This is a genomic window from Occallatibacter riparius (assembly GCF_025264625.1).
Taxonomy (GTDB): domain Bacteria; phylum Acidobacteriota; class Terriglobia; order Terriglobales; family Acidobacteriaceae; genus Telmatobacter; species Telmatobacter riparius.
The window spans coordinates 5,531,343-5,558,198 of sequence record NZ_CP093313.1 but is presented as its reverse complement, the minus strand read 5'-3'; the positions used below and the strand labels follow the sequence as shown (position 1 = coordinate 5,558,198).

The following is a 26,856-nucleotide window of genomic DNA, read 5'->3' as shown; positions in this document are numbered from 1 at the left end:
CGACGAGCGTGATGTACTGACAGCAAGATGTCCTGGAAATCTGTTGTTCGCTTTGTTGTTGGCGTGGTGATTATCGCGGCCGTGTACTTCCTGTTCATTCGGAAGCAGGGTGGCGGGCCGGTGCATGAGGAGAGGCACGAGTCTCCGCGCGAGTCGAGGAGACCGGAAACTCGTGGCGGTGAGACTGCGGGCGCTGCGGGGCAGGTGATCTGCGATACGCAGTATTTCGCGCACTGGACGGAGCCCGGAATGGGCGCGTGCAAGGTGCGGATGCGCAACGGCTATCCGGTGCCGGATGCGAAGTGCACGCCGGGCGGGGTCAATCCTTCGGTCACGACGAACGTGATGCGAGATCCTGAGTGGCGCACCAAGACGGTGCGCAATTGCGCGTCCAGCGAGGCGCAGAAGCATGTGGCGTATCGCTGGTATGACATCGAGAAGCCGCAGGTGAACTCGAATCAAAATCAGGTCTGCGAGCTGGACCATCTGGTTCCCTTGGAGCTGGGCGGGGCGGATGGGCTGGGGAATATATGGCCGCAGTGCGGTCCGGATGCGGTGGCGCTGAATCAGCGGTACTTCAAGCAGAAGGACCACGTGGAGAATTACCTGGCTGATGAGGTGAAGGCGGGGAGGATGTCGCTGACCGAGGCGCAGAAGGGCATTGCGAAGGATTGGACGCAGTATTTGAACGATGCGGATTTGTGGTGCGGAAGAACGGGGAAGTGCTGAAAGGCAGGGAAGAGGGAGTAGGGAATAGGGAATAGAAAGCAACTACAACCGCAGATCCTTCGACTGCGCGGGACGGTGATGCTGTCCCGCTTCGCTCAGGATGACAACGCTTCGGTGCTGGTTTGGAGAGAAGTCAAAAGCAGGTTCTTCGCCTGCGGCTCAGAATGACAACTTGTGTGGATGACTTCAGGCCGCTAACCGAGGAGACCGTCAACGAAGGCTTCGGGGGAGAACTCCAGCAGGTCGGACATTTTTTCGCCTACGCCTACGAAGCGGACGGGCAGATTCAGTTCGCGTGCGATGGCTACGGCGATGCCGCCTTTGGCGGTGCCGTCGAGCTTGGTGAGGACGATGCCGGTGACGCCGGCGGATTGGGTGAAGAGGCGCGCCTGCTGCAAGCCGTTCTGGCCTGTGGTGGCGTCCATGACGAGAAGGACTTCGTGTGGCGCGTCGGGGATGAGGCGCTGGGCGGTGCGGCGCATTTTTTCGAGCTCGTCCATGAGGCCGGTCTTGGTGTGTAGGCGGCCGGCGGTGTCGACGTAGAGGTCGGCGATGCTGCGCGCCTTGGCGGCGGAGATGGCGTCGTAGAGGACGGCGGCGGGGTCGCCGCCCTGCTTGGTCTTGATCATTTCGACACCGGAGCGCGAGGCCCAGACTTCAAGCTGCTCGATGGCAGCGGCGCGGAAGGTATCAGCCGCGCAGAGAAGCACGGAGCGGTTCTGCGACTTGGACCAGGCGGCGAGCTTGCCGCTGGTGGTGGTCTTGCCGGTGCCGTTGACGCCGACGAGGAACGTGACGCGGGGCGGCTCGGCCGGCTGGACGATTGGCTTCTGCGTCGAGTCGAGGATGGACTTGATCTGCTGCTTGAGGAGGTCGCGGAGTTCGGCGCCGCCTTCAATGGCCTGACGGCGAGCGCGGTCGCGAAGGGCGTCGATGATTTCGGTAGTCGTCTGAACGCCGATGTCGCTGGTGATGAGGGCGGCCTCGAGGTTTTCGAGATCGCTCTCGTCGACCGTGCGGGTCATGGCGACGATGCCTTCGATCTTGGAGCCGAAGGACTCGCGGGTGCGCGTGACCGCGTCGCGCATGCGGCTGAAGAATCCAGATTTCTTTTCTTCAGGTTCCTGCGGTTCTTCGGGCTTCTTCTCGGGTTCTTCGTTCAGGCTGCCAAATAGGCTGATGAATGACATAGCTCTCTTTAAGGATAAGGGATTAGGGGCTAGGTGTTAGGGATTAGGGTGGGGAGCAGGAGATCGATATGCGGGTGGGGACGGCGTGGATGGTGCTGCTGGTTGCCGGGGTGCTGGAGACTGCCTGGGCCGTGGGGCTGAAGTATACGCAGGGGTTTACGCGGTTGTGGCCGTCGGTGGCCACGGGCGCAGCCGCAGTTGCGAGCATGGTGTTGCTTGCGATTGCGGTGAAGGTGATTCCGGTGGGGACTGGGTACGCGGTGTGGACGGGGATCGGCGCGGTGGGAACGGCGCTGATCGGGATGGTGTGGCTGGGAGAGTCGCGGGATGTGCTGCGAGTGCTGTGCCTCGCTTTGATTGTGGCGGGAGTTCTGGGGTTGCGGTTTGTAGCGGAGCAGTGACTACAGGGAATAGGGAACAGGGAATAGGGAGTAGAAAGACAGGAGATATAAACCGAGAGGGTGACGTTGACGATGCGTCGCGCGGAATTAGTCGACGCCGAAGTCGAAGATCCAGTTGCTGAGGTGGTTGTACTCGGGAATGCGCTGGACGATCGCGTATTCGCCTGGAGTGAGCGGCTTGGCGGGAGTGATTTTGAGCCAGCTGTCGTCATCTGACGGAGTGGCCGTTGCCTCGATCACGGTTTCCTGCAGAGTGGGTTTCTGATGAGGGCCGGGGTTGTTGTACCAGGCGACGACGCGCTTGTTTGCAGCGGGGCGAAGGCGGACCAGGGAAAAGATGAGTGGAGCGCTGGGGGGTGGTTTGTGGTTCTCCTCGTCTTCTCCCTTGCTGTAGGCCACGTAGAAGATGGCCTGACCTGCGTGAATGCGAACCGTGGCGCGGGTTCCGCGAAGGATGGCGCCATCGCGGGTCTTGCCGGGGGATGCAGGGGGGAGCTTTGCAGGGTCAGTGATGGTGGCCGTATTGCGCGTGAGCGGGTGAAGCGCTGGTGTGCTGTCGGGGCTTTCAAGGACCCAGACGATTGCGTCTCCATTAACGCGAAGGCCGGGTGCGACTTCGAGGCCTGCGGGCGCCGATTGGCTGGAGGCCGGCACGCTGATGATCAGAATTGAGGCCAGAATCGACAGGCACGCGATGATGGATTTCACGGCGTCCATGGTACGGCAGGGAAGTTGGTTGGCTCAATTGACTCTTCTGATGCGAGATGGCTTGACGGCGATACCTTGATATCAACTAAAATCGCCGCGTAGTGACGAGCGAGTGTGGAATTACGTATGGAACGACGCTGCGTGTGAAAGACACATGCCTTTGCCTGCATGTGCAACGCGCTGCGCGGTCGCTGGCTCGGCGGTTTGATGAGGCGTTTCGGCCATTCGATTTAACGAACCAGCAATTCTCGTTGCTGATGTCGCTGAATCGGCCGGAGCCGCCACCGATGGGTCCGGTGGCGGAATTGCTGGCGATTGACCGCACCACTCTGACGGCGGCCCTGAAACCGCTGGAACGGCGAGGGCTGGTGAAGGTAATGCCGAATCCGCAGGACGGCCGGAGCCGGGTGCTCAAGCTGACGGTGAAAGGGAAACAGTTGCTGGAGAAAGCAATGCCGGTTTGGGAGAGTACGCACGCAGAGCTAGATGAGAAGCTGATGGGTGAGTCGGAGAGTTTGAGGAAGGCCTTGATGGCCCTGATGTAAAAGCAGGGAATAGGGAATAGGAATAGAAAAGCAAGAACAAAAACAAAAGCAACAACACAAACGGGTTCTTCCCCTTCGTTGAACTCAGGCGCGGGTGATAACTTTTTGCGGTGCGCTCAGGATGACAAGTTTCTTGTACGAGATGTGTTTGAGATTCCACGAGGAGGTCGGGAGCAATGAGCTCAGTACGTGTGCTGGTGGGGACGCATAAGGGTGCGTTCGTGTGCGAGGCGGATGGCAAGCGGGACAAGTGGACCGTCAATGGGCCGTTCTTCGGCGGGTGGGACATTTACCACATGAAGGGTTCGCCGGCGGACCCGAACCGAATCTACGCGTCGCAGACGAGCGGTTGGTTCGGGCAGGTGGTGCAGCGCTCGGATGACGGCGGGAAGACGTGGTTCCAGCCGGGCGTGAAGCCGGGCGAAGAGGCGCAGAGCTGGCCGCCCAAGCCGAGCAACAAGTTTGCCTATGACACGAGCGAAGGGAGCGGTACGCCGCTCACTACGCACCAGTGGTATGACGGCACGCAGCATCCGTGGGAGTTCAAGCGGGTGTGGCACTTCGAGCCTTCACCGGTCGATCCCAACGTGGTGTATGCGGGAGTGGAGGATGCGGCGCTGTTCAAGTCAACGGACGGAGGCGAGAGCTGGCACGAGTTGTCGGGGTTGCGTGGGCACGGCACGGGGCCGCAGTGGATGCCCGGCGCCGGCGGCATGGGGCTGCACACGATCATCATCGATCCAAAGAACCCGGATCGGATTTACATTGCGATCTCGGCGGCCGGCGCGTTCCGCACGGAAGACGGTGGCAAGACGTGGAAGCCGATCAACAAAGGGCTCTCGTCGCAGTTTATGCCGGATCCGAATGCGGAGATCGGGCATTGCGTTCATCACATGGCGATCCATCCGTCGCGGCCGGACGTGCTGTTCATGCAGAAGCACTGGGATGTGATGCGCAGCGACAACGCAGGTGACCTGTGGACCGAGGTGAGCGGCAATCTGCCCACCGATTTCGGATTCTGCATCGACGTGCATGCGCACGAGCCGGAAACGCTGTACGTGGTTCCGATCAAGAGCGACTCGCTGCATTACCCGATTGACGGCGCACTCAAAGTGTTCCGCAGCAAGACGGGCGGCAACGAGTGGGAGGCGCTGACGAAAGGGCTTCCGCAACAGAACTGCTATGTGAATGTGCTGCGCGATGCGATGGCTGTGGATCGGCTGGATGATTGCGGGATCTACTTCGGAACGACGGGCGGACAGGTGTATATGTCGCCGAATGGCGGAGACACGTGGCAACCGATCGCGGAGAATCTGCCGGCGGTGCTGAGCGTTGAGGTACAGACGCTGTAAGGCAGGGAACAGGCAACGGGGAACAGGGAACAGAAAGCGGCGCGGTGGTGACATGGACCGCGCTGCTTTCTTACGTGCGGGGTAGGAATAGCTATGGAGAATCAATCGACGGCGGCGGTGCGGGTGTGTTTGCCATTTCATCTGCGGAACCTGGCGCAGGTAGGGCCGGAGGTGACGGTGAACGCAGCGCGTCCGGTAAGTGTGAAGTCGGTGCTGGACGCGGTGGAGGCGAAGTATCCCATGCTGCGCGGCACTATTCGCGACTACGACACCGGAAAGCGGCGGGCCTTTTTGCGCTTCTTTGCATGCGCGGAAGACTTCTCGCTTGTTCCGATGGAAACGGAACTGCCGGAGGCGGTAGGGGATGGGAAAGAACCGTTGCTGGTGGTGGGTGCGATCGCGGGCGGCGTGGGAGACGATTAAGGATATTTCTTGTCTGATTTCAAGCGGTGCATGTATGCTCCGGGGCATGAGACCACCGCGGACACTCAGCCCGATGCTTGTCGCAGCCATCACCGTGTTTCTCGTGCATGCTCCGGGATGGAGTCAGCCGACCGCTGCAAGCCAGGACGGCAGCGTTAAACAGGACGTGAAGGCCGCCGGTCAAGACACGAAGGCCGCAGCGAAGGATGCTGGGCACGAAGTCAAGACGGGGTCCACCACGGCGGCTCACGCAACGGCAAACGGCACCAGGAAGGCCGCCCACGCAACTGAGCACGGTGCTGTGAAGGCCACTCACGCGACCGAGCATGGTACCCAGAAGGCTGCGCACGAAACAAAGGCGGAGACGCAGAAGGCAGCACACGCAACGGAGAAGGACACGAAGCAAGTGGCGCGCGCCACTTCGCAGGAATCGAAGAAGGCTGCCGATGCGACTGAGAGGGGCTCGAAGAACGCGGCTCATGCAACGGCCCATGGCACGAAGAAGATTTGGGATAAGACGAAGAGCACTACGGAGGGCGCGGTGCATGGCGCCAAAGAGGGCGCGGAGAAATAGACCGAGTAGGTCGAGACTCGTTACTGATTAGATTTTGACTGCGGTTGCCGCGACGGCAGTCCGGTTGTGCAAGGCAAAGCGCCGCAGAAGGGCCGATCAGCAGATCGGCGCGACTTCATTCCAAGAGTGAGTGAATTGTGCGGGCGTGGGTCCGCGCCTTGCTTTTCTCCATCCTTTCTCAGTTCACATCTCACAAGTGTCCTGTCGAGGTGCTGCCGGCCGAACAGCTATGACGCAGGACACATTTCCTATTGTTAACATTGTGTAAATTTGCGGACTATAATCCACAAGTCCGCGAACGGAGATTCTCGCTCTACGCGATGCCTATCGCGGGCGGAAACGGCCGTTACGGCCTCTGATGCTGCCCTTCGGGGCTTGTGTCGGGTTGGGGAGGGGCCATGGGTATCCTGTTTCGGTCAATCGCTTCCAGAGTCCTTCTGGTTTTTGCGGCCGTTACTATCTTTCTGCAAAGCGTGCCGGCAGGAGCCAGCAGCGACAAGCATTTCGATCAGCTTCGCAAACGCGCAGAGAAGGGCGATCCGACGCAGCAGCTGGAGCTGGCGGAGGCCTATCTCACCGGCGCGGGAGTGAAACAGGACATGGCGCAGGCCGCGCACTGGTACGAGCAGGCGGCGCGGCGGGGCAATCCGCAGGCAGAAAACCAGATTGGCTTCTTTTATCAAGCGGGTATAGGCGTGCCGGTTGACCCGGTGCGGGCGTTCCACTGGTATCAGCTTGCGTCGGCTTCGGGATTGGTATGGGGCAAGGTGAACCTGGGTGTGGCTTATCTGAACGGGATCGGAACACCGAGGAACGCGTCGGCTGCGCGGCACTTGTTTGAAGAGGCCCTTGAGAAGGGCAATGGACTCGCCGCGGACTACCTGGGACACATCGACTACATCGGGCTGGACGGGCCGCCGGATATCGGTGCTGCAGAGAAATGGTTTGCACAGGGCGCCAAATTGCATGATCCAATCGCAGCGTACGATCTGGGCTTGCTGTACTCAGAGTGCGATGATCATGCGCGCGATCTGCGCAAGGCTGCGGAATGGTTTCGCTCTTCGGCTGATAAGGGATATGCTCCTGCGCAACATGCGCTGGGGCGGCTGCTGGTGAACGAGCCGGAGTTGTCAGAGTCGCCCCAGGAAGCGCGGATGCTGCTGGAAGAAGCATCCAGCGTGGGGATTTGGAAGTCGTCAGCGGTGCTTGGTGTGTTGGCGCGCGGGGGCGGCGGCTTCGGCGAGGCCTCGGATGTGGCGCGGGCGTACTACTGGTTTACGCTTAGCGAACTCCAGGGCGGTGAGATTGCAAAGCAGACGGTAGACCGCGATCTGCGAGCGCTGCGTGGGATGCTTTCAGAGAGCGAGCAGACCAGGGTGGCGGCCGAAGCGCAGAAGTGGTTTGCGCAGCATCCTAAGCCGATTGTGTTTTTGTCGGGCGCAGACCGGGCTGATCATTTGCGCATGACTGCCGTGATGGGGGCGAGCGCGAGGGCTGGAAGCGGCGAATAAATCGGTGAGGGAGCGAGGTTTTGGAGGTAGGGAGTAGGGAATAGGGATTAGAAAACAGTACTGCCGACGTAGCGAGGTTGAGGCCAAACGCAACAACGGCCCGGGAGGAGTTTCCCGAGCCGTTGCCGGTGATCTGTTGGGATTGGACTAAGGCCATCGCGCTGCCGCGAGTCCGTTTGGCCCGGCGGGTTGATTTCCGCTGGGGACTTACAACCAGGTCTGGGGCGCGATGCCCTAGGCCTCAGTCACCTCACGTTGGTAGCAACTATTACAGTCAGATTTCATCAGCTGGATCAACCTCCTTTCCCGTGTATTTTCAAAATATCCCTGGGTAACTAGTTTGTCAACGGGGTTGGAGCGGCGACGTGGCGGAGGGGCAAAGCAAAAGGGACATCGAGTGTGCTCGATGTCCCTTTTGGCTTCGGAACTGAACCGATGAACTGCGTCTACGTGAGCGCCAGGTTCATGTTGTCGATGGCTTCGTCGATTTCCTGATTGCTCTTGAAGCCGACGGTGGCGCAGTCGATCTTGGCGGTCTGGAAGGCGAAGCGCATGGCGGCGACGCGGTCTTCGTGCTGGGTGAAGGTGCCGTCGCCGACGAGCTTCATGCTGATCACGCCCATGCCATCTTTTTGGACCTGATGGACATGCTTGACGACTTCCTGGATGCCGTCGGGGTTGTTGCCCTCGTTGTAGACGTTGCCGTCCATGCGGGTGCCCTTGTGGTTCATGCGGATCATGGCGACCTGAAGCCACGGATTGCCGGGCGCCTGGCGCAGGGCGGGCAGGCCGTGGAAGCTGGCACCGCGCGAGAGGATAGTTTTCTTCGACTGGAGGTGGTCAATAGCGTCCTGCCAGTTTTTGGTATCCGAGACCCAGTTGCCTTCATGCTGCCAGTGCAGCAGCATGATGTCGAAGTATTCCATCTTGTGCGTGCGCAGCATGTCTTCGAAGCGCTGATGCGGATCGCCACTGTTTGTGGTCACCTTGGTCATGAGCACGTAGCTGTCGCGGGGGTAGGGCTTAAGGGCTTCGCCGAGCATGGCGGGTGTCATGTAGGACTCTGCTGTCTCAAAGAAGCGGATGCCGCGCTCGTAGGCGTAGGCCACGAGCTTGCTGAAGTCCTTCTGCCCAAGCGAGTACTGTACATGACCGTTGAAGGAGCCGGTGCCGAAGGCGAGCCGCGTGACCTGGACGCCGGACTTACCGAGCGTGACCTTGTCGAGGGCGGTGCGCTTTTCAGCGACGAGGGGAGCGGCGGTAGCGATTGTGCCGACAGCGATGCCGGTCTTGAGGAAATCGCGACGGGAGTAGCCGTTCATGCGGGACCTCCAGGTGAATCGGCTCGGGGTAAACCGATTGGGTGAATGGTAGCAGGAAAGCAGGGAACAGGGAACAGGCAAGAGGGAACAAAGGATCTGGGCGCACGTGAAATTTTCGTTGACATGCGCACAATGGTTAGTGTTCACTTACGTAAGTGGATACTTACCTACAAGCCGGATTGGATGCCCTGGGTGATGCGACGCGGATGGCGATTTTCCAGCGGCTGGCGAACGGGCCGCTCGCGGTGAACGAGATTGCGGACACGCTGCCGGTGAGTCGTCCGGCGGTGTCGCAGCACCTGAAGGTGCTGAAGGATGCGGGACTAGTGCAGGACAGGCGCGATGGAACACGGAGGTTGTATCAGCTGGACCCGGAAGGCGTAGCGCGGCTGAGAGCGCACTTCGACCAGATGTGGACGAAGGCGCTGAGCAGTTTTCAGGAAGCGGTGGAGAAACCAGCCAAGGAGGTGAGGGGTGGAAAGCAGCGTGGAAGCAGCCGTCGTAATTAAGAGTGTGCGGGTAAAGGCATCGAGGGAGCGGGCCTTCAGCGTGTTTGTGGAGCAGATGGAGACGTGGTGGCCGGCGACACACCATATCCAGAAAGATCCGTTTGAGCTGATTGTGGTGGAGCCGCGCGTGGGCGGCCGCTGGTATGAGCGCACGGTGACGGGCCAGGAGTGCGACTGGGGCACAGTGCAGGGGTGGGATCCGCCGAATGGGGTGCGCCTCTCATGGCATGTGGGGCCGGGGCACGACTCGCCGGACTGGGTGGCCGATATGGATCCCGCGAAGGCCAGCGAGGTGGAGGTGCGGTTTACGGCTGTGGATGAGGGGACTACGGTTGTGGAGTTGATTCATAGTCATCTGGAGCGCCACGGCGAGGGCTGGGAGCAACTGCGTGCCCTCTTCGATGGGCCGGGTGCATGGGTTTCCATTCTCGAGGCATTCGCGAAGAAGGTGGATGAGGAGGATGCGCTATGAGGGCTGCGATCTTCTTGCGGACGGCTGCTGTGCTGGTAGGGATCCAGTCGGTGCTGCATACCGTGGGTGGTGTGTTCGGGAAGCCATTGCCGGGAGCGGCGGAGACCGCGTATGCCGCGATGAAGTCCAATCACTTTTTAGTGATGGGACAGGATCGCAGCTACTGGATGTTCTTCATCGGGTTCGGGCTATGCATGACGGTATCGATGGTGATGGAGGCGGTGGTGTTCTGGCTGCTCGCCTCGGCTGTGGCACAGCAGGGAGTGCGGCTGCGGCCCATTGTGGCGGTTTTCACAGTGGGGTACACGGCGCTCACGATTCTTGCCGGTATGTTCTTCTTTCCCATTCCGACGGTGTGGGATGTTCTGGTGGTGGGCTGCTTGTTCGCCGCAACGGTAAGTCTGAAGCCGGTGCGGATGGCGGCTGAGGTGCGTGCGTAGTCTCTTAGCATGGCCTTGCCTGTCGGCAGAAGGAATGGCTGCATGGCTACCAGCTATGCAGCCATTCTTCGTCATGGCCGATGCGGACGGGGGCATTGAAGAGCTCGGTCAGGCGCGCTTCTGTGAGTAGCTCGGTGCGCGGACCGTCGGCGACTATTCGGCCATCGCGCATGAGGATGATGCGATCGATCTCCGGGAGTATGTCGCCGAGATGATGCGTGACCAAGACGAGGCCTGTGCCTTCGGCTGCGAGGCGACGCAGCGTTTCGCGGAGTTCGCGCTGTGCGGCTAGGTCCAGCGCGTTCGAAGGTTCATCGAGCAACAACTGCTGTGGACGATGGACGAGCGCGCGGGCGATGACGATGCGGCGCTTTTCGCCGGCAGACATTTCGCCGACTAGTTGATCGGAGAGGTGCGAGGCTTCCATGCGCTCGAGAGCTTCGCCGGCACGTTCGCGCATTTCGTCTGTCACATGCAGATTGGGCCAGAGGGTTGACGCGGAGAAGAAGCCCGCGGTGACGGCGTCGAGGCCGGTGGTGACGGCGGTGCGCTCGCCGGGCAGGTCGGCAGCGACAACACCGAAGTGCTTACGGAGCTGCGTTAGGTCCCAGCGCTCGCGGCCGAAGATGCGCACAAGCATGCCGTCGATCACCATTGGATAGATCTGGCACGTCATGGTGAGGATAAGCGTGGATTTTCCGCAGCCGTTGGGGCCGAGGATGGCGACGTGCTCGCCGGTGCGGATGGAGAGGTTTACATCGTGCAGCACGATGCGGTCGCCGCGTGCGACGTTGACGTTGCGCATTTCGAGGAAGTCTTGCGTGTGCGTTTCCGGTGCTGCCTGCATCGGGCCTCCACCTGCTAGATTAAATTGTTGAAACCATCCCATTCCGCGCGCCTAGTTGGCGCCGGGGTTCCGGAACAAATGAGCGACATTTCACAACTGGTGATTCCCCGGGGCTTTCGCTTCGGGGCGACGAAGGCGGGTCTCAAGGCCAGCGGACGGACTGACTTTGCGGTAATTGTGGCTGACGCGCCGGCGAGCGCCGCGGCGGCGTTTACGGCGAACCGCGTGAGTGCCGCACCGCTGCAGGTGGACAAGGAACATCTGCGCGCGACTGGCGGAAGAGTGCGTGTGGTGGCCATCAATGCAGGCAACGCGAACTGCGCTGTGGGACAGGCCGGATTGGATGCTGCGCGGGCTACATGCGCGGCTGCGGCGGAAGTGTTTGGCTGCGCGGTGAATGAGGTGTTTCCTTCGTCGACAGGAATTATCGGCGTGCCGTTGCCCGCGGAGAAGCTGATTGCCGTGATGCCGGAGCTGGCGGCTCGGATTGGCTCGGAGTCTGATCATTTTCAGCAGGTGGCGCAGGCGATTATTACCACCGACACGGTGGACAAGACTGCGTTTGCACGCATCGATGTGAATGGCGCGGAGGTGCGCATCGCGGCGACATGCAAAGGCGCGGGCATGATTCATCCGCAGCTGGTGCCGCACGCGACGATGCTGGTCTATGTGATGACCGATGCGGATGTTGAGCCGGCGGTGCTGCAGGTGTACCTGAACGATGCGATCGAGTTGAGCTTCAACCGCATTTCTGTAGACGGCGACACGTCGACTAACGATACGGTGCTGCTGCTGGCGTCCGGCGCGAGCGGAGCGAAGATCGAAACAGGCAATGCTGAGTTCGCGGCTGCTCTGCAGCAGGTTTGCACATCGCTTGCCAAGCAGGTTGTAGCCGACGGTGAGGGCATCACGCATGTCGTGGAGCTGCGGATTGAAGGAGCGGCCAGCGATGCGGATGCGTTGAAGGCTGCGAAGGCGATTGCGCATTCTCCGCTGGTGAAGACGGCGTGGGCAGGGAACGATCCGAACTGGGGAAGGCTGATGGCGGCGGTTGGTTATTCCGGCGCAGAGATCGATCCGGAGAAGATTGACATCTGGTTCGGCGAGCAGCGCATCTGCCGCAATGGTGGGCGGGCGGAGGAGTTCGACGAAGCCGATGCACATGCGTATCTGCAGCAGGCGGAGTTCTCGATCACGATCCAGCTCAACCAGGGCGAAGGCAAGTGCACATTCTGGACGACGGACCTGACGGCTGAGTACGTGCACATTAATGCGGATTACTCGACGTAATGAAGCAGGGAATAGGTAATAGGGAGTAGGGAATAGAAGACAGGTCTGCGGCGAGGATTGTTGTTGCATGAGTGAGAAGAAGAACGGTGCTGGGGAAGAGAAGCAGGAGTTCTCGCTGATTTCGAATGAGACGCTGCTGGAGTTGTATCGCAGGTTAGTGAAGGCGAGCGCGCGGAGTGGACGCAGTAAAGGTTGGGTGTTCGATGCGGCGGCCGTGGCTGTGGCGCAGGATCTTTTCGCGGACGATGTGGTGATCGCGCAGGATGCAGACGTTTTGCAGGTCATGCCGCCGAATGGGCGTGCGGGTTCCGAGTCGAAGGCTCAGTTTGGGGCTGAGTTGGAACGTGCTGCCGGCTTTGCGTTGACGCAAAAGACGAGAAAGAGTGGCAAGGTCGCGGTGGTGTTCGGCGGTGCTGAACACGGACAGGCATGGCTCGATGCGCTGGAGGTTGCGCGGGTGCATCGGCTGCCGATGATCTTTGTCGCCGAATTGCGGGAAGAAGTGGTGCACAAGCGGCGCGGTGCGCGTAAGGAGAGCGGCGCTGAACTGGAGCCGGGGACGGAACTGGCGCGGATTGTCGTCGACGGGCACGATGTGGTTGGGTCGTATCGGGTGGCGCACGAGGCCGTGGATCGGGCTCGGAAGGGCCGCGGTGCGACGCTGATTGAGTGCACGGAGTTTCGGGTTCCCGGACAACGGCGGCAGAATGCGGTTGCTGCGATGGAGAGCTATCTTCGCGGCAAGGGGTTGCTCAAGCAATCTTAGAAGACTTCCCTCAGGGGCTGCAGCCCTGAGAGTTTTGGAATGTTGATAATGTCAGGGCTGAAGCCCTGACCTACCATTCCCTATTTTGCGCGGGGATGGGTGCGGTCGTAGACCTGGGTGAGTTGCGCGGTGGTGAGCTGCGTGTATCGCTGCGTGGTGGAAAGACGCTCGTGGCCGAGCAGTTCCTGAATGGCGCGGAGATCAGCGCCTTCTTCCAGGAGATGCGTGCCGAAGGCGTGGCGCAGCGTGTGCGGATGCACATCTGAGGGCAGGCCGCGCAGCATGGCGAGGCGCTTCACGATGCGGCCGACGCTGCGCGTGGTGAGGCGAGCATCGTGGCCGGGCTTGCCTAGTCCGCGGAGGCGGAGATTTAGAAATAGAGCGGACGATGTTGCCGCAGGCGATGTGGCTGCAAGGCGGGCACTGCGCTCCGCGAGATAGGCGCGTAGGGCCTGCGCCGCGGCATCGCCGAGCGGAACGTAGCGCTGCTTCTGTCCCTTGCCGCGGACCAGGATGGCTTCGTTGGCCCAGTGGATGTCGTTGAGGTTGAGGCCGATGAGTTCGGCGTTACGCATGCCGCAGCCATAGAGCAGTTCGAGGATGGCTTTGTCGCGCGTGGGCCACGCGGCTGCATCCTCTTCCACCGTATCGACGACCCGATTCATCTGCTCGATGGAGGGAACACGGGGCAGATGCTTTGGCAATTTGGGAGTAGATACAAGCGCAGCGACATTTTGTTGCACCCGGCCGGTGCGCGCCAGCCACTTGAACCAGCTTCGGATGGACGCGAGTGCCCGCGCGGCTGAAGCCTTCGACAAACCGCGATCATAGAGCGTGCTGAGATACGAGCGGATGTGCGTGTGCTCGATGCGATCGGGGGCCTGATCGGCTCCGTAGGTTGCGGTGACCCACGCTGCGAAGTTATGCAGTTCGCGATCGTAGGCGCGGAGCGTGTGCGCGGAGGAACCGTGCTCATTCGCAAGAACGCGGATATATGCGGAGACTAGCTCGCCGAGAGTGCTGTTGCCAGGTAATGATTCCGCTGGATCGGCCGGCGCGGCGCTCATGCGGATTCCTCAAGGGAATCATCAGTGGTGGCGACGATGTTTTCCTCTTGCGCGGGAGGCTCGATGGCGCGGCGCGTGGCGCGGGGATGATGAAGGCGGTGCACAGCTTTCAGCCGGCCGAGCGCGAGATGCGTGTAGACCTGCGTGGTGGAAATATCGGCGTGGCCGAGCAGGGTTTGTACACTGCGCAGGTCGGCGCCATGCTCCACCATGTGCGTGGCGCAACTGTGGCGCAGCATGTGCGGGCTGGCGTTGTTGTTGGCGATCTTGACGAGGTGCCAGACCCACTGGCGTGTGAGAGGCATTCCACGCAGGGAGAGAAACAGGCGGGCAGAGTCGCCGGGGTGCGTACTGGCGCGACGCGTGCGGATACGTGCTAGATGCGGCCGGCCTTCGGCGAGGTACTTTTCGAGTGCGTCGACGGCGGCTACGCCGATGGGCACGATGCGTTCCTTGTCGCCTTTGCCGCGAACCAGAACGCGGCCGGCGTCTAGGGAGAGATCGCTGACGGAGAGGCCGACAATTTCAGACACGCGCAGGCCGGCCGCGTAGAGCAGTTCGAGGATGGCGCGATCGCGGAATGCCGTGGCACGGGCTTGCGGATGCGAGGCGGCGAGCGCAGCACGCTCGAGCATCTCGTTCACTTCAGGTTCGGCGAGCGATTTGGGCAGGACCTTCCAAGATTTTGGCGATTCGATGTTGATGGTGGGATCGTGGTGAATGCGGCGATCGAGCAGCAGCCATTTGTAAAAGCCGCGGAGACAGCTCAATTTGCGCGCGGCGGAGCGGGAATCGATGTTATGCGTACGCAGATGTTCGAGAAAGGCGGAGACATCCTGCTGAGTGGCGCTGAGGAGGACGCCGTGGCGGGATTCGAGGAACTCGGCGAAGGTGCGGAGATCGCAGAGATAGGCCTCGCAGGTGAGGGGCCTCAGTCCTTTCTCCACGCGCAGATAGACCTGGTAATCCTTCAGCAACGCCGCGTTTCCCATGTCACTCACATGTCCGATTATGGCTGTGTGGCGGGTTGCGCGGAGAGCTAACGTGAGGTCACCGAACCACGTTGTCAACGAATCAAGGAGAGCAATAGTACAGGAGTATCGGCTACGGGGTAACCTGCTCGCGGAGAAGTCGCTGAAGGTCATGTTCCAGGCTGTCGAGGTTGGTTTCGCCCTTGTAGCGGGCCGTGATGTTGCCCCGGCGGTCTATGAGGAAGGTGAGGGGTAAGCCCAGGATGCCTCCGTACTCTGTGCCGATCTGCTCATCGCCCATGACGATGGGGTAGTTAACGGGGCGCTTGCGCAGGAGTGCAGTCACGGGGGCCGCGTCGTCGTCCATGGAGACGCCGATGATCTGGAGGCCATCGGCGCCATAGCGGGTCTGCCAGTCAGCGAAGCGCGGCATTTCGATCTGGCAGGGCGCACACCAGGTGGCCCAGAAGTTGAGCAGGACGACCTTGCCGCGGTAGGCTGCAAGATCGATCCGCTGCTTGTTCAGGTCCTCGCGAACGAAGGAGGGCGCCGGCTTGTGCAGTAGTGGGTCTGCGGGCTGGGCGCCCGCGATCATGGATGCGATGAGGAGACTGACAGCGAAGAAGCGACGGGTGTGCATTGCCTACTTCTCTGTGGGATAGCCCTTGCTGACCCAGTCGTCGCCGAAGTTGTTGGCCATGTAGAGCACCTTGACGTTGGTGTAGCCGAGGTCGGCGAGGCGCTTGTAGGCGGGGCCGACGTTGGGGCAGCGGTTCCAGGGGCAGCAGCCGCAATAGAGCACGATGAACTTGTTCTTCGGCAGCGGTGCGACGGCTTTCTCAAGAAGATCGAGGCCAGCGGCTTGCGAGCCGGGACCGGCGTACACCGATCCTTTGATGTGCGCCTGTCTGAAGAAGATCTGAGATCCCACCTGGATAACTAGCGGTGGTTGCTTCAGGCCTTCTACCGATCCCATGAGCAGACTGTTGAGGTGTTCCGGCCTGATCAGGTTGGAATCGGGAATGGTAGTTGCGCTTTGCGGCGCGGGCGAGAATTGGGCGTGGGCTGTGGAGGCGAAGAATCCTGAAAGTGCGATGAGAAATAGAGCAAGAGAAGTGCGAATACGCATGCCGGGTCCTCAGTTTGCGGAACAGACACGTATAGCAGCAGGGGGAGCGCTGGCGCAAATCGGGCGGCGGTGAATCAGCTTGATCATCGTTGCGATTCAGGCATTTACGGTCTGTTCACGTGCAAAAGAAGTGCAATTAGACGAGAATGGTAGATGACGACGAGATAAGGACTAGACGATTTTGAGAGCTATACAGATGGAAGCAGGCGAGTGGACTCGCCAGGAACTGGAAGAGAGGGTTCGGGAGATTGCGCCGAAGCTGGCTGTGTTTGACTGCGACGGCACCCTGTGGGGCGGCGATGCCGGACTCGGGTTTATGAATTGGACGCTCGAGCAGGGGATTGTGTCGCGCGGCACAGCCGATTGGATTGACACGCGGCACCGGGCGTATCGGGCGGGCGAGGTGAGCGAGGTTCAGATCTGCGGCGAAATGGTGCAGATCTACGCGGGGCTGCACGAAGACGAGTTGCAACGGGTGGCGGCGCAGTATGTGCGCGAGTTCGTTCAGCCGCAGGTGTTTGCGGAGATCCAGGCACTGGTTGAGCAGCTGCAGGGTCGGGGAACCGAGATCTGGGCGGTGAGCTCGACGAACAAGTGGGTCATCGTCGAGGGTGTGGGGATGTTCGGCATTCCCGAGGAGCGCGTGCTGGCAGCCGAGGTCGCGGTGAAGGACGGCATCATCACCAGCGAAATCGTGGACGTGCCAACTGACGAGGGCAAGGCGGAGTCGCTGCGGCGCGTGGGGATTACGCGGCCTGATGTGGTGTTCGGCAACTCCGTGCACGATTTGGCCATGCTGGAGATTGCAGCGCACGCGTTCCCGATTAATCCGTCGCCGGCGCTGCTGGAGGCGGCGGCGCGCAACGGTTGGGGACATTATCGGCCGGCGGCTGCGCCGGGGGCTTTCAGTGACATCACAGGGCTGTGACGATTCTTTTCATCCGGTTGCGGCCGTGCGGAAGGTACTCAGTTCGGCACTGAATATTGCGCTGCGCTCACATTCGCCTTTCCTTTGACTCCGGTAAACTAGGTTCGTGGACAGTGTTCCCCAGAACGGCAATTCCAAACCTGCCGGACCGGCGTTGCGTTTTGTTGCGGCTGCGCTGATCGTGCGCGGGGGCGAAGTCCTGATTTGTCAACGGCGTCCGGACCAGCCGATGGGACTGCAGTGGGAGTTTCCCGGGGGTAAGATCGAGGCCGGCGAGAGCCCTGAGCAGGCGCTCGCGCGGGAACTGGATGAAGAGCTCGGAATACAGGCGCAAATCGGGCCGAAGGTGACCCATATCCGGCACAACTATCGGCATGGTGGCGCGGTGGACCTGCAATTTTTCGCGGTGCGGGAGTTTGCGGGTGAGCTTGAGAATCGGATCTTCGCGCAGTTGAAGTGGAGCCGGCTTGAGGATTTGCCGGAGTACGATTTTCTGCCTGCCGATCGGGGATTGATCCGGGATCTGGCGTCGGGGAAGCTGCTTTAAGCGCTTTTACCTGGCTCATTGTCGGCGGCGTAGTTGAAGAGGAGCTGGTTGCCGTCGGGATCCTCGACTACGAGGAGGCGATAGCCCCAGCGGCCGTTTTTGACCACGACGCCTTTCGACTCAAATTCTGAGCGAAGTTCATCAAGCGCAGTGGCGAGTGCATCCGGCGTTTCTGGCTCGACGTTCAGGGAGATGAAGATTAGTCCCTTGCCGACCTGGTCAGGCCAGTTGTGGGCCAAGATGAGCGCGGTGCCTTGCCGCTCGACCTGGGCGACGAGCGCCCTGCCGTCGTCATCGAAGCGCCAGGGACTGGAGAAGCCAAGCTGGTCGATGTAAAAGCGGAGCGAGGCTTCGACGTCGGTCACGGCGAGGATGGCGCGGGCGAACCATTCGGTCATTCGAGGGGCCTCCGATGAGGGTGATCTTAGATTAGTCGCTGGCTTTGGTTCGTGGCTTCGTCGAGCGCAACCGCAGATCCCTCGCTGCGCTCGGGATGACACCCGCTGGGAGGGAAAGGTTCGTGGTCTCCCACCCTTCGCGCGATACGACTGCGCGAAGGATGGGGCACCCTGGTTCGTCTGCCCGTATGATGTGGGTGAAAAAACTCGAGGAGGATGCGTATGCGTGCGGCGATTCTGCAGATGGTCGGAACCGTGCCTGTTTGCGGAGAGTTTCCCGAGCCGGTTGTGGGTGACGAAGCGAGGGACGTCATCGTTCATGTTCATGCCGCAGCGTTGAAGCCGGTGGACAGGCAGATGGCCAGCGGTGCGCACTATGCAAGCGGCGGCGAGGTTCCGCGTGTGTGCGGCTCGGATGGAATGGGGCATCTTGAGGATGGGCGGCGCGTGTTCTTCGGTGGTCCCCGGGCGCCGTACGGTGCGATGGCGGAGCGTACCGTCGTGCCGCGCGCGTTCACGTTTCCTGTGCCGGAGAACGTGAGTGACGAAACTGCTGCGGCTCTTCCGAATCCGGGTATCTCGGCGTGGCTGTCGCTGGCTTATCGGGCCAAGCTGGTGCGCGGCGAAAACGTGCTCGTTTTGGGGGCGACGGGCGTGACCGGAAAGCTGGCAGTGCAGATCGCGAAGCTGCTTGGAGCTGCGCGGGTGGTTGCGGCGGGTCGGAATCAACAGGCGCTGGACGCGGTGCGCGAACTGGGAGCCGGTGCGACGATTTCTCTCGCTTTGCCGGCCGCTGAACTCAGCGAGGCGTTTGCGCGGGAGGCGGGCCAATCGGGATTTCAGGTTGTGATCGATTACGTGTGGGGCCAGTCTGCGGAGACGTTTCTGTCGGCGATAACACGGAAGGAATTCGCTGCGATTCAATCCGAAACGCGCTACGTGCAGGTGGGGGAGAGCGCAGCGCCGACCATTACGCTTCCAGCGGCCGTGCTGCGGAGTACGGCGATATCGATCATGGGGACTGCGGGGATTCCGCCGCGGGAGGTGCTGACCGACGCCTTCCAGAAGGTGATGGCGCATGCTGCAAGCGGCGCTCTTCAGATCGAGACGGAACGGGTGGCGCTGGAGGATGTTGAGGAGGCGTGGGAGAGGGACGCGCAGGGGCGACGATTGGTGATTATGCCGTGAAGACCCTGGGCAACGCTCTGACGGGAAATTGCCGCGTCTGCGTTGACATGGGATAGAAATGTCAGCTCATTACCTCGGGACTTTGTAGACGTCGACGTCGTCGCGGGTGAGGATGGCTATTTCGCCGCCGGGTGAGATGGCGTAGCCGGCGGAGCTGGCGGCGGGGTCTTTCACGCGGACGGTGGAGAGGCGCTTGCCGTCGTCGCAGCGATAGATGATGAGCTCGGCTGACTCGAGGTCGGCGACGTGGAACGGCTCGCCGGGAATCATGGGGGTTCCGGATTTGAAGATGCGCACGGCGAACGTGGCGGAAGAGGTGGCTCCGCTGGCGGCGTGTCCTAACTCGCGCAAATAGGACGTTCCGCGCAGCAAGGTGTGGCCGTCGGATCGCAGGACGCTGTAATCGCGGCCGTTGTTCTTGCTGCAGGTGACAAGGAAGAGCAGATCGGGCGGGAGGCTCGACACCTCGGGCGTGCAGGCGGACTGGAATCGGGTGAGCGTGCGGGTGTTGTTGTCCCAGGTGCGCAGGAGCAGGGCGTAGTGCTTGTGCTCGCGGCTGGCCTGTCCGGGGGCGAGAACGATTTTGGCCTGGCCTTCGTTGAGGAGGACCGGAGCCGGGGCATCGGAGTTGCCGAGCGCCGCGCCGAGGGTCTCAAAGCGGCTGTTCATGAGGAGGACTTCGACATCTTCATCGGGATCGCGCTTGAGGGAGTCGGCGAGCGAGGCGTGCAGGTTCGGGGTGTGCCGCTCGCGCACCACGCCAATGGCGATGATCTGACCGTCAGGCGAGACGCGCGCGAAGGCGAGGGGGCCGGCGAGGGAGATACGCTGCTCGACACGCAGTCCTGCACTGTAAATGCGGAGCTCGCTGCCCTCATGGACGAGTACGCGATATCCGGGAAGATGCCAGAGGAATTGGCGGCGGTCGGGGAGATGCCAGTCAGTGGTGCGGAGCACTTTGCGGCTGGAGGCGTCGATAAGGACGGCGCGGATGATGCGCACGGTGTGGGCGGGCGCGGTGGAGGCGTAACGCGGCACGAGCAGGTGAGGATTGAAGGTGACGAGGAGCTGGCCGGGGCTAAGCCAAGCGAGGGCTTCGTCGTCAGAGGGAGCGGCCATTTCGCTGTTGAGGCGGGCGGCATAGCCGAGGTCGGCGAGGGGAATGCTGCCGGAGAGGGCGGCTTGGGATTCGTCGGGGGCGAGATCGTTGGGCTCGGCGAAAGGTGTGTCTTCGCGCTCAGTAGAGAGGATCTTGATGGGAGGGGTGTGCAGGAAGACGGCGGCTGCGGCTGTGCCGGGTTGGGGAGGAGGGGCTGGCGGGTCCACTTGCGCGGGACGGAGCAGGAGACGGGTGTGCGGCTCGAGCTGGAGGTCATAGAACTTCTCGCTGATCACAGTGGTGCGGTCGGGCGCGGCGGCGATGGCGAGGCGAATGTCTTTGAGACCGCGGGCTTCGCCGGGCCGGAGGGTAGCTGATGCGTTGATGGGCTGAATGGACTGGCGGAGCGAGATGGTCTGAATGCTGCTGGTGGACGGGGTGGGGAGATCGACGGCTGTTTCCTGGAAATCCTGCGTGGGAGCGGCAAGGGCGGCTAGTTGGAGGGGGTACGGTTCGAGGCCGGCGTCGTGGCACTCGGCGCGGAGGAAGTCGAGGGCGAGCTGCGAGGCCGTGAAGTGGGAGTGGGTGGTGGCAAGTCGGACGGTGGCCTGGAGGGTGGCTCCGAAGCGAAGGTGACAGTCGGGGCCGGTCCAATCGTGGAGTACGCGGGCGTAGACGAAGTCGCCTGGTTTGAGGTGGCGAGCGTCGAGGCGGGAGAGGAGTTCGGCTGCGAGGGGCGTTGGGTCTTGTTTCGGGGTTGGGGACGGGGCTTGGGCGCTGAGTGGCACAGCCGCACCGACGAGACACAGAGTGAGGATGCGTGCAGACACATGACCCTCCGGGAAGGGCACCTTCAGGAAAGGAAAACAATTCTGACCTTAGGTTCTGTCTGATCGCGGCTCTCAAACGGGAAGACTGGGTACTGCGGCCGCGTGCTGAATAAGCATAGCTCCGGTGTCAATCCTGTAGCTCGCACGAAGGGCGCGCGTGTTGATCACGCTGCAAGAATGGTTTCGCGCGTCAAATCTGATTGAAATTGCCATGGGGAAGGGGTAGGGGCGGCGATGCTACTCGCCGCGCTGCTGGACGTTGGTGGCGTTGTCGGGGCCTACGTCGGTGTGGGGGTCGGAGGAAGTGTCGCCGGGGAGGCGGGTTATGAGCGGCTCGACGCGGAGGCCAGAGCCGGTGTCGCTGAGTTCGGTACCGACGAGGGGGTCGGAGCCCGCGTGCATGTTGGGGCTGGCTGTAATGTCGTTGCCGTGGGGGTCGCGGAGGCCGATTTGCGGGGCGAGTTCGCGCGAGGGGCGGTCGTTGTATTCGGGGTCGGATTCGAGGGTTTTGCCCACGTGGCGGACGGCGGATTGAGCAGACTGAGTTTCGACTTCATGCTCGCGGGGCTGGCTCTTCTGGGGCTCGTTTTTGCGGTCGGGCATGGTGGCTCCTTTGGAGGATAAGGAAGCGGGGGAGGGGGAGGGAGTTGCCTTAAGGGCAGGGAGCAGGCAGTAGGGAATAGCGAGTAGAAAGCATCTTCTGTGGGGGGCCGGTCCATCTCATCGGCTTTGGAGGGAAGGAGATGGCTACAGAGAAGAAGGGAAGTGAGAGGCAGGAGCCGTCAGGATTCACGCCGCGGACGGGCGGATTGACCAGCGAGTACGCGCGGGAGCAGGGCTGGGATACGAACGAAGAGCAGCGAGCCAAGAGGCCGAAGGAGAAGCAGGAGTACGACGGCGGGCGCGATTATGAATATGGCGCGCAGGATTTTGGCGACACGGCCGTGGACACCAGCAGCGCTCAGCCAACAGGGAATGAGCTGGGGCGCGACAAGAAGTCCGAGGGAGACAAACGGGCGAGAGGCGGCTGCATATGCCGCCTCTCGCCCGATCAGGGCCTAGTTCAGGACCGTCGTGAAGGGGAATCCAGCCTTGACGATGGTCGCGCGGCGGCGGGCGAATCGCATGTTCGCCTCGGAGCGCGAGTGGCAGGGCTCGTCCTCGTAGCCGTTCCACTGGATTTGCTGGCGCGACGCTGACCAGGCGGCGTGAATTTCGCGAACGAGGAAGCGGGGAGCAGCCGAGTCGGCCGAATTGCCGAGGTCGACCAGGCGGAGCTCTACCAATTCGTGGTCTTTGGCGGGGAGATGGGGTGCATTCGACTTCCAGAGGATCTCAACCATAATGGGTCAATCTTGGCTGGATCGGTCCGAATTGTATGTGAGATAGCTCACACGAGGCTGAGAGATACGAAACCCGCAGGGCTGCAGCGTCGATCTCTCAGCCTTTCGAACAGCCTATCGAACTACCAAGGTCAGGCTCTGAGTGGTTGTAACGCTGCCGCTGGATGCGGTGAGCGTTAGGTTGTAGGTTCCGGGCGAGACGTTATGGGCGGTCGGGCCAGGAGAAGAGGAGCCCCCACCGCCACCGCCGCAGGCTGACAAACAAAAGAGGCAGCTTAAAGCAGCTATTCCCAAAAGGGCAGAGAGTGCTCGCGATCTCCGCCGGAAAAGGGGAAGAAGCAGAGCGCTCAAGAGAAGTCCTGCCCCACTTGCTGCGCCGAAGCGATCATGCCTGACCGTGAGCGCGATCGACTGCGAAGTGGTAATCGACACAGAGAAGGTGCCCGAGCCTCCGGAAGCGAGGGGCACGCTGGAAGGCGAGACGTTGCAGGCCGCATAGGTGGGTGCGCCACCACAGGTGAGGGTCACTGTGCCGCCAAATCCAGGGCTTGCCTTCACAGCCAGAGCGTAGCTGGCGGTCGAGCCGCTGGCGACGGTGGCGGAAGTTGAACCGCCAGTCTGGGCGGAAATCGTTAAGCCTGCGGCGCCGGTCCCGGACAAGGCTACTGATTGAGCGCCTCCAGGCGCACTGTCAGTGACGAGTACTGAACCGGATTGCGCGCCAAGCGATGCCGGAGTGAAGGTCACGTCGATGGTGCAGTTAGCAGACGCAGCTAAAGACGATCCGCACTGCGAATCTGCTGTGAACGGGCCCGTGGCCGCAACGGAAGCGATGGTGAGGGGCCCGTTTCCACTGTTCGTAATCGTGATGGACTTACCAGGTGCTGCGGCGCCTGAGACGGCGGTGCCGAAGTCGAGGATTGAGGGGCTGACCGTGGCGATTGGAGAACTCAGGAACAGCGATCCCGTGCCGGCGGCGACCAGAACGTCATCAATCCCGTCGCCGTTTAAATCATTCACCACTACCGCCCCTGACCCGTTGGACGTGAAGGTGACGGGACTTTGGAAGGTGCCATCGCCCTTTCCGAAGAGAATGTCGAGGTATCCGGGGCCGTTGCCGTATCCGGTCACGGCAAGGTCGAGTTTACCGTCCCCGTTGAAATCGCCTGTTCCTACCTGATTCGGGAAAGAGCTGGGGTCGTAATCAACTCGATTGGGGAAGGTACCGTCGCCCTTGCCCAAAAACACATCGACCTTGAGTCCGGTCGCGATGAGGTCCGGGAGTCCATCATGGTTGAGATCGGCGACGGTGATCGAGTTTGGCAGGTCATCGGTCGGATAGATGACCGGAGCCGCGAAACCTCCGGTTCCATCGCCAAGCATAATCGCTACGCCATTGGGATTGACAGACAGCGCGATATCGAGCTTTCCGTCCTTATTGAAGTCGCCCACAGCGACCTCATCGGGGACATATTTCAGGTCCCAGAAGCGCTTTGCTGCCTGGAACGTACCGTCTCCATTGCCGAGCAGCAACTGGATTGGCTGCGTTTCGAAGAAGCCGTTTCCGACGTCGAGGACATCCGGGTTGCCGTCGCCGTTGAAGTCTCCGACAGCGAAGCTCCTGATATTGAAGTCCGAATTGACCTGTACGGCAGTGCCAAAGGCACCGTTGCCGTTTCCCGGCAGGAACGTTGTTCCGTCTGCAAGCAGGTCCAGGCGTCCATCTTTATTGAAGTCTCCGGCAATCAGTTGATGGAACGTAGATCCCCCATTGAATTGCGTGACGACGGGAGACTTGAAGGTCCCGTTTCCCTTGCCTGGAAGGACTCTGAGGTCGCCGGCCTGGGTCTCCACGGCGACGTCGGATTTGCCATCCCCGTCAAAATCGCCGGTCGCGGCGGAGAAGACGTAGGTTTGTGGATCGCCGAGGGGCAGATCAGTGCGAGGGCTGAACCTACCGTCTCCGTTGCCGAGCAGCACGGCCAGATACTTTCCGTACCAATCGGGCATGATCCAATCGACATTGCCGTCTCCATTGATGTCGCCGATGGTAAAGGAATAGGGCTGAGAGCCGGTGAAGTATGCCTGAGGGGATTGGAATGTACCGTCGCCATTTCCCATCAGGATGGCCGCTCCGCCATTGAACACGCTGGACATTACGAGATCGAGCTTGCCATCGCGGTTGAGATCGACAAGCTGAAGAAACTGAGAGCTCAGAGTCGTATCGCTTGAGAGCCCCGACTCCGGCTGAAACGTGCCGTCCCCGTTTCCCTTGAGCAGGGCCAGAGCGTTTCCAACGAAATGAGAGACGATGATGTCGGGAATTCCATCGCCGGTGACATCTCCGGACGCGATGCCGGCGATATTTGTCTCAGAGGGGTAGCTAGTTGGGTTGCCGAAGGTACCGTTTCCGTGACCAATGACTACGGAGACGAACCCTGGCGGGTAGTTGTTAGGGGAGTCGCTGGACGAGTTAGCGAAAGCGAGATCGGGAATGCCATCCTTGTTGAGGTCGCAGACTGTAAAGGCCCACGGAACTCCACCCGGAGAGAAGCTGGGCTGCACCTCGAAGGTTCCATCACCTTTCCCAAGCAGGACGGAAACAAATCCGCAGGAACTGCCGCAAGTGCCCACCGCTACGAGATCGGGTTTTCCGTCTTTGTTGACGTCGGATGTGGCAAGAAAACCGGCTCCATAGGGCAGTGCGTACGTTGCCTCCGCCTCAAAGGTGCCATCGCCCTTGCCAAGCAGCATGCCAACCTTCGACCTTTGCGATACGGCAACGTCAATCTTTCCGTCTGCGTTGAAATCGCCGGTCACGAGCTGGAAGGGATAGTCTTCGAGGGCGATATCATTCTTCGGCCCTAACGTGCCATCAGTCTGTCCCAGAAGGACGGAGAGGCTTTTGTCATCTTGATTGGCGACAATCACGTCGGCGCGCCCATCTGCATTGACGTCGGCTAATGCGACACCCGTGGGCAGAGACCCGGTCACAAAACTCGCTTTGTTAAAGAAATACTGACTGGCGGGGTTCGTGGTGGATTGGGCAACCAGAAGGGAGCTGGAAGACACCAAGAGCAGGAGAAAAGCATAAACAAGACGACGCAAGGCGGACTCCGGGCCGGATCTAAATTAGGTTGACTGAGATGCCGGAATTCTACCACGCGCTGAGAGGAGCCGGCTCCCAGCCAAGATCTGGTCAAGGCGAACAGTGCGAGAGACGTTCACGGCGGGATGGTGCCTTGCCCGTCGCAGGGAATTTTGACTGCCAGCCTATTGCGCTTTCATGATGCGCAGGATCGGTTTGCCGCCTATGTTTTCGAGAGGGAAGTAGACGAGGTTGGTCCGGGGATCGACGGCGACGGTGTGGGCGTGCGGCATTTTGAACTGCGCCAGTCGGGTTAGCGCAGGGCCTTTTAGCTGGAAGACGGTGACGGTTCCGGATTCTGCTGAGACGTAGAGGCGCTTGAGGCCGGGATCAAAGGCGATGACGTCAGGGTCTTCGCCGACCGGATGAGTGGAGAGAACTTTCGAGGTCTTCAGGTCGACGACGGCGAGCGTCGCATTCCCCTCACCCGCAATGAACGCGAGGCGGTCGGCGGTGTCGAGCGCGATTCCATGGGGATTCCCGATGCCGGGGAGGTGGGTGCGGGCAACAATGGTCAAGGACTGTGGATCGATGGTGTCGACCTCATTGGCTTCGTGCACGCCGACCAGGATGGACTTAGATCCAGCGTCGTAGACGGTGTTGCCGGCGGGTCCGCGTAGGGCGATGGTCTTAATAAGCTTGCCGGTTGCGACATCCACGACAGCGTCGGCGTTTCCGTGCTCGTCGGAGACGAAGACGCGATTGGTCTCAGGAGAGTAGGCGAGGCCGTCGGGGTAGTTGATGGGCCCAGCAGTGGCGAGAGTTTTGAGCGAAGTGGCGTCGACGATGGCGAGCTTGTGATCGCCCGTGGCGGACGCGAATACGCGGTTGATCTGCGGAACTGCGATGACGCCGTGGACGCGCCGGAAGCCGTCTAGGTTTGCGATGATCTGCCGTTTGTCGACGTCGAAGACGACGAGCTGGTCGGCATTCATGTGGGCGATGTAGAGGCGGCCGTTCTGCGGGTCGAGGCTCTGATAGTCGAAGCGCACGGCGGGGCCGGGAAGAGGGACGTCGGCGACCAGGCGCAAAGCTTCATTTTGGGGAGCAGGCTGCGCGCGGCACGAACACGCGGCAAGCAGAGGAAGAATCCAGAGGAGTGAGACGACGGAGCGTGGACGCATGTTGA

29 protein-coding genes are annotated in these 26,856 nt (G+C 61.1%); 16 read left to right on the top strand and 13 right to left on the bottom strand.

Features of this window, described 5'->3' with window-relative positions:
* The first annotated feature begins 27 nt into the window (after positions 1 to 27).
* The gene (locus tag MOP44_RS22770) at positions 28 to 729 is read left to right on the top strand and encodes a hypothetical protein (protein WP_260792702.1); all 702 of its coding nucleotides are present in this window, start codon (positions 28 to 30) and stop codon (positions 727 to 729) included.
* A 194-nt stretch (positions 730 to 923) separates the two neighbouring features.
* Here the strand turns inward: MOP44_RS22770 and ftsY are convergent, their stop codons facing one another.
* Positions 924 to 1,919 (bottom strand): signal recognition particle-docking protein FtsY, encoded by a 996-nt coding sequence (gene ftsY, locus MOP44_RS22765; protein WP_260792701.1) that lies wholly within the window; start codon positions 1,917 to 1,919, stop codon positions 924 to 926.
* A 68-nt stretch (positions 1,920 to 1,987) separates the two neighbouring features.
* Between ftsY and sugE the strand changes: the two genes are divergently transcribed.
* A complete protein-coding gene (sugE, locus tag MOP44_RS22760) occupies positions 1,988 to 2,320 on the top strand; it encodes a quaternary ammonium compound efflux SMR transporter SugE (protein WP_260792700.1) in 333 nt (110 codons plus the stop codon).
* An 87-nt stretch (positions 2,321 to 2,407) separates the two neighbouring features.
* On the opposite strand, the gene MOP44_RS22755 is transcribed toward sugE, so the two are convergent.
* The gene (locus MOP44_RS22755; protein WP_260792699.1) at positions 2,408 to 3,028 is read right to left on the bottom strand and encodes a hypothetical protein; all 621 of its coding nucleotides are present in this window, start codon (positions 3,026 to 3,028) and stop codon (positions 2,408 to 2,410) included.
* A gap of 101 nt (positions 3,029 to 3,129) precedes the next feature.
* On the opposite strand from MOP44_RS22755, the gene MOP44_RS22750 reads away from it, so the two are divergent.
* The 5 genes from MOP44_RS22750 (at position 3,130) to MOP44_RS22730 (ending at position 7,433) form a co-directional block, all read left to right on the top strand.
* On the top strand, positions 3,130 to 3,573 hold the full coding sequence (locus tag MOP44_RS22750) for a MarR family winged helix-turn-helix transcriptional regulator (protein ID WP_260792698.1): 444 nt from the start codon (positions 3,130 to 3,132) through the stop codon (positions 3,571 to 3,573).
* A 176-nt stretch (positions 3,574 to 3,749) separates the two neighbouring features.
* Entirely contained in the window at positions 3,750 to 4,925 is a 1,176-nt protein-coding gene (locus tag MOP44_RS22745; RefSeq protein ID WP_260792697.1) for a WD40/YVTN/BNR-like repeat-containing protein, read from the top strand.
* A gap of 93 nt (positions 4,926 to 5,018) precedes the next feature.
* Positions 5,019 to 5,348 carry a ubiquitin family protein gene (locus tag MOP44_RS22740; protein ID WP_260792696.1) on the top strand — a complete coding sequence of 110 codons (330 nt, stop codon included), beginning with the start codon at positions 5,019 to 5,021 and terminating at the stop codon, positions 5,346 to 5,348.
* Between the two features lie 46 nt (positions 5,349 to 5,394).
* Positions 5,395 to 5,922: a hypothetical protein gene (locus tag MOP44_RS22735; RefSeq protein ID WP_260792695.1), complete on the top strand. Its 528-nt coding sequence runs from the start codon at positions 5,395 to 5,397 to the stop codon at positions 5,920 to 5,922.
* Between the two features lie 398 nt (positions 5,923 to 6,320).
* The gene (locus MOP44_RS22730) at positions 6,321 to 7,433 is read left to right on the top strand and encodes a tetratricopeptide repeat protein (protein ID WP_260792694.1); all 1,113 of its coding nucleotides are present in this window, start codon (positions 6,321 to 6,323) and stop codon (positions 7,431 to 7,433) included.
* A gap of 446 nt (positions 7,434 to 7,879) precedes the next feature.
* On the opposite strand, the gene MOP44_RS22725 is transcribed toward MOP44_RS22730, so the two are convergent.
* The gene (locus tag MOP44_RS22725) at positions 7,880 to 8,755 is read right to left on the bottom strand and encodes an aldo/keto reductase (RefSeq protein WP_260792693.1); all 876 of its coding nucleotides are present in this window, start codon (positions 8,753 to 8,755) and stop codon (positions 7,880 to 7,882) included.
* 155 nt (positions 8,756 to 8,910) lie between these two features.
* On the opposite strand from MOP44_RS22725, the gene MOP44_RS22720 reads away from it, so the two are divergent.
* The 3 genes from MOP44_RS22720 to MOP44_RS22710 are packed head-to-tail and all read left to right on the top strand — an operon-like array spanning position 8,911 to position 10,176.
* Positions 8,911 to 9,264, top strand: coding sequence for an ArsR/SmtB family transcription factor (locus tag MOP44_RS22720; protein WP_260792692.1), 354 nt, complete (start codon positions 8,911 to 8,913; stop codon positions 9,262 to 9,264).
* Positions 9,230 to 9,736 (top strand): SRPBCC family protein, encoded by a 507-nt coding sequence (locus MOP44_RS22715; RefSeq protein WP_260792691.1) that lies wholly within the window; start codon positions 9,230 to 9,232, stop codon positions 9,734 to 9,736. Before MOP44_RS22720 ends, MOP44_RS22715 begins: the two co-directional genes overlap by 35 nt.
* Positions 9,733 to 10,176 carry an LIC_13387 family protein gene (locus MOP44_RS22710; RefSeq protein WP_260792690.1) on the top strand — a complete coding sequence of 148 codons (444 nt, stop codon included), beginning with the start codon at positions 9,733 to 9,735 and terminating at the stop codon, positions 10,174 to 10,176. The genes MOP44_RS22715 and MOP44_RS22710 overlap by 4 nt, the downstream gene beginning before the upstream one ends.
* Positions 10,177 to 10,222: 46 nt before the next feature.
* On the opposite strand, the gene MOP44_RS22705 is transcribed toward MOP44_RS22710, so the two are convergent.
* Positions 10,223 to 11,023 carry an ABC transporter ATP-binding protein gene (locus MOP44_RS22705; RefSeq protein ID WP_260792689.1) on the bottom strand — a complete coding sequence of 267 codons (801 nt, stop codon included), beginning with the start codon at positions 11,021 to 11,023 and terminating at the stop codon, positions 10,223 to 10,225.
* A 78-nt stretch (positions 11,024 to 11,101) separates the two neighbouring features.
* Here MOP44_RS22705 and argJ point away from each other — a divergent pair, with 78 nt between their 5' ends.
* Positions 11,102 to 12,313, top strand: coding sequence for a bifunctional glutamate N-acetyltransferase/amino-acid acetyltransferase ArgJ (gene argJ, locus MOP44_RS22700; RefSeq protein WP_260792688.1), 1,212 nt, complete (start codon positions 11,102 to 11,104; stop codon positions 12,311 to 12,313).
* Between the two features lie 67 nt (positions 12,314 to 12,380).
* The gene (locus MOP44_RS22695; protein ID WP_260792687.1) at positions 12,381 to 13,079 is read left to right on the top strand and encodes a thiamine pyrophosphate-dependent enzyme; all 699 of its coding nucleotides are present in this window, start codon (positions 12,381 to 12,383) and stop codon (positions 13,077 to 13,079) included.
* An 80-nt stretch (positions 13,080 to 13,159) separates the two neighbouring features.
* Here MOP44_RS22695 and MOP44_RS22690 read toward each other — a convergent pair whose 3' ends face one another.
* The 4 genes from MOP44_RS22690 to MOP44_RS22675 form a co-directional block, all read right to left on the bottom strand.
* Positions 13,160 to 14,146: a tyrosine recombinase gene (locus MOP44_RS22690; protein WP_260792686.1), complete on the bottom strand. Its 987-nt coding sequence runs from the start codon at positions 14,144 to 14,146 to the stop codon at positions 13,160 to 13,162.
* Positions 14,143 to 15,138: a site-specific tyrosine recombinase gene (locus tag MOP44_RS22685; RefSeq protein WP_260796693.1), complete on the bottom strand. Its 996-nt coding sequence runs from the start codon at positions 15,136 to 15,138 to the stop codon at positions 14,143 to 14,145. Before MOP44_RS22685 ends, MOP44_RS22690 begins: the two co-directional genes overlap by 4 nt.
* A 112-nt stretch (positions 15,139 to 15,250) precedes the next feature.
* On the bottom strand, positions 15,251 to 15,757 hold the full coding sequence (locus tag MOP44_RS22680; protein ID WP_260792685.1) for a TlpA family protein disulfide reductase: 507 nt from the start codon (positions 15,755 to 15,757) through the stop codon (positions 15,251 to 15,253).
* 3 nt (positions 15,758 to 15,760) lie between these two features.
* On the bottom strand, positions 15,761 to 16,246 hold the full coding sequence (locus MOP44_RS22675; RefSeq protein WP_260792684.1) for a rhodanese-like domain-containing protein: 486 nt from the start codon (positions 16,244 to 16,246) through the stop codon (positions 15,761 to 15,763).
* Between the two features lie 196 nt (positions 16,247 to 16,442).
* Between MOP44_RS22675 and MOP44_RS22670 the strand changes: the two genes are divergently transcribed.
* Positions 16,443 to 17,174 carry an HAD family hydrolase gene (locus tag MOP44_RS22670; protein WP_260792683.1) on the top strand — a complete coding sequence of 244 codons (732 nt, stop codon included), beginning with the start codon at positions 16,443 to 16,445 and terminating at the stop codon, positions 17,172 to 17,174.
* A gap of 106 nt (positions 17,175 to 17,280) precedes the next feature.
* Positions 17,281 to 17,721 (top strand): (deoxy)nucleoside triphosphate pyrophosphohydrolase, encoded by a 441-nt coding sequence (locus tag MOP44_RS22665; protein WP_260792682.1) that lies wholly within the window; start codon positions 17,281 to 17,283, stop codon positions 17,719 to 17,721.
* Here the strand turns inward: MOP44_RS22665 and MOP44_RS22660 are convergent.
* The gene (locus MOP44_RS22660; protein WP_260792681.1) at positions 17,718 to 18,119 is read right to left on the bottom strand and encodes a VOC family protein; all 402 of its coding nucleotides are present in this window, start codon (positions 18,117 to 18,119) and stop codon (positions 17,718 to 17,720) included. The genes MOP44_RS22665 and MOP44_RS22660 overlap by 4 nt on opposite strands.
* Before the next feature lie 222 nt (positions 18,120 to 18,341).
* Between MOP44_RS22660 and MOP44_RS22655 the strand changes: the two genes are divergently transcribed.
* Positions 18,342 to 19,307 (top strand): quinone oxidoreductase family protein, encoded by a 966-nt coding sequence (locus MOP44_RS22655; protein WP_260792680.1) that lies wholly within the window; start codon positions 18,342 to 18,344, stop codon positions 19,305 to 19,307.
* Between the two features lie 69 nt (positions 19,308 to 19,376).
* Here the strand turns inward: MOP44_RS22655 and MOP44_RS22650 are convergent, their stop codons facing one another.
* On the bottom strand, positions 19,377 to 21,236 hold the full coding sequence (locus MOP44_RS22650) for a hypothetical protein (protein ID WP_260792679.1): 1,860 nt from the start codon (positions 21,234 to 21,236) through the stop codon (positions 19,377 to 19,379).
* Between the two features lie 237 nt (positions 21,237 to 21,473).
* Positions 21,474 to 21,839: a hypothetical protein gene (locus MOP44_RS22645; protein ID WP_260792678.1), complete on the bottom strand. Its 366-nt coding sequence runs from the start codon at positions 21,837 to 21,839 to the stop codon at positions 21,474 to 21,476.
* 140 nt (positions 21,840 to 21,979) lie between these two features.
* On the opposite strand from MOP44_RS22645, the gene MOP44_RS22640 reads away from it, so the two are divergent.
* Positions 21,980 to 22,435 (top strand): hypothetical protein, encoded by a 456-nt coding sequence (locus MOP44_RS22640; RefSeq protein ID WP_260792677.1) that lies wholly within the window; start codon positions 21,980 to 21,982, stop codon positions 22,433 to 22,435.
* A 258-nt stretch (positions 22,436 to 22,693) separates the two neighbouring features.
* Here the strand turns inward: MOP44_RS22640 and MOP44_RS22635 are convergent, their stop codons facing one another.
* Both MOP44_RS22635 and MOP44_RS22630 read right to left on the bottom strand, forming a co-directional pair.
* Complete coding sequence (locus MOP44_RS22635) at positions 22,694 to 25,651, bottom strand: FG-GAP-like repeat-containing protein (RefSeq protein ID WP_260792676.1); 2,958 nt, start codon at positions 25,649 to 25,651, stop codon at positions 22,694 to 22,696.
* A 201-nt stretch (positions 25,652 to 25,852) separates the two neighbouring features.
* A complete protein-coding gene (locus MOP44_RS22630; RefSeq protein ID WP_260792675.1) occupies positions 25,853 to 26,851 on the bottom strand; it encodes a YncE family protein in 999 nt (332 codons plus the stop codon).
* Between the last annotated feature and the right edge of the window lie 5 nt (positions 26,852 to 26,856).

Excerpts from the sequence above, each read along its gene's own strand:
- argJ (WP_260792688.1), top strand. The coding sequence starts at position 11,102 with ATGAGCGACATTTCACAACTGGTGATTCCCCGGGGCTTTCGCTTCGGG.
- MOP44_RS22735 (WP_260792695.1), top strand. The coding sequence starts at position 5,395 with ATGAGACCACCGCGGACACTCAGCCCGATGCTTGTCGCAGCCATCACC.
- MOP44_RS22680 (WP_260792685.1), bottom strand. The coding sequence starts at position 15,757 with ATGCACACCCGTCGCTTCTTCGCTGTCAGTCTCCTCATCGCATCCATG.
- MOP44_RS22710 (WP_260792690.1), top strand. The coding sequence starts at position 9,733 with ATGAGGGCTGCGATCTTCTTGCGGACGGCTGCTGTGCTGGTAGGGATC.
- MOP44_RS22645 (WP_260792678.1), bottom strand. The coding sequence starts at position 21,839 with ATGCCCGACCGCAAAAACGAGCCCCAGAAGAGCCAGCCCCGCGAGCAT.
- MOP44_RS22730 (WP_260792694.1), top strand. The coding sequence starts at position 6,321 with ATGGGTATCCTGTTTCGGTCAATCGCTTCCAGAGTCCTTCTGGTTTTT.
- sugE (WP_260792700.1), top strand. The coding sequence starts at position 1,988 with ATGCGGGTGGGGACGGCGTGGATGGTGCTGCTGGTTGCCGGGGTGCTG.
- MOP44_RS22630 (WP_260792675.1), bottom strand. The coding sequence starts at position 26,851 with ATGCGTCCACGCTCCGTCGTCTCACTCCTCTGGATTCTTCCTCTGCTT.
- MOP44_RS22690 (WP_260792686.1), bottom strand. The coding sequence starts at position 14,146 with ATGAGCGCCGCGCCGGCCGATCCAGCGGAATCATTACCTGGCAACAGC.
- ftsY (WP_260792701.1), bottom strand. The coding sequence starts at position 1,919 with ATGTCATTCATCAGCCTATTTGGCAGCCTGAACGAAGAACCCGAGAAG.
- MOP44_RS22675 (WP_260792684.1), bottom strand. The coding sequence starts at position 16,246 with ATGCGTATTCGCACTTCTCTTGCTCTATTTCTCATCGCACTTTCAGGA.
- MOP44_RS22740 (WP_260792696.1), top strand. The coding sequence starts at position 5,019 with ATGGAGAATCAATCGACGGCGGCGGTGCGGGTGTGTTTGCCATTTCAT.
- MOP44_RS22660 (WP_260792681.1), bottom strand. The coding sequence starts at position 18,119 with ATGACCGAATGGTTCGCCCGCGCCATCCTCGCCGTGACCGACGTCGAA.
- MOP44_RS22705 (WP_260792689.1), bottom strand. The coding sequence starts at position 11,023 with ATGCAGGCAGCACCGGAAACGCACACGCAAGACTTCCTCGAAATGCGC.
- MOP44_RS22655 (WP_260792680.1), top strand. The coding sequence starts at position 18,342 with ATGCGTGCGGCGATTCTGCAGATGGTCGGAACCGTGCCTGTTTGCGGA.
- MOP44_RS22770 (WP_260792702.1), top strand. The coding sequence starts at position 28 with ATGTCCTGGAAATCTGTTGTTCGCTTTGTTGTTGGCGTGGTGATTATC.
- MOP44_RS22695 (WP_260792687.1), top strand. The coding sequence starts at position 12,381 with ATGAGTGAGAAGAAGAACGGTGCTGGGGAAGAGAAGCAGGAGTTCTCG.
- MOP44_RS22725 (WP_260792693.1), bottom strand. The coding sequence starts at position 8,755 with ATGAACGGCTACTCCCGTCGCGATTTCCTCAAGACCGGCATCGCTGTC.
- MOP44_RS22670 (WP_260792683.1), top strand. The coding sequence starts at position 16,443 with ATGGAAGCAGGCGAGTGGACTCGCCAGGAACTGGAAGAGAGGGTTCGG.
- MOP44_RS22685 (WP_260796693.1), bottom strand. The coding sequence starts at position 15,138 with ATGGGAAACGCGGCGTTGCTGAAGGATTACCAGGTCTATCTGCGCGTG.
- MOP44_RS22640 (WP_260792677.1), top strand. The coding sequence starts at position 21,980 with ATGGCTACAGAGAAGAAGGGAAGTGAGAGGCAGGAGCCGTCAGGATTC.
- MOP44_RS22745 (WP_260792697.1), top strand. The coding sequence starts at position 3,750 with ATGAGCTCAGTACGTGTGCTGGTGGGGACGCATAAGGGTGCGTTCGTG.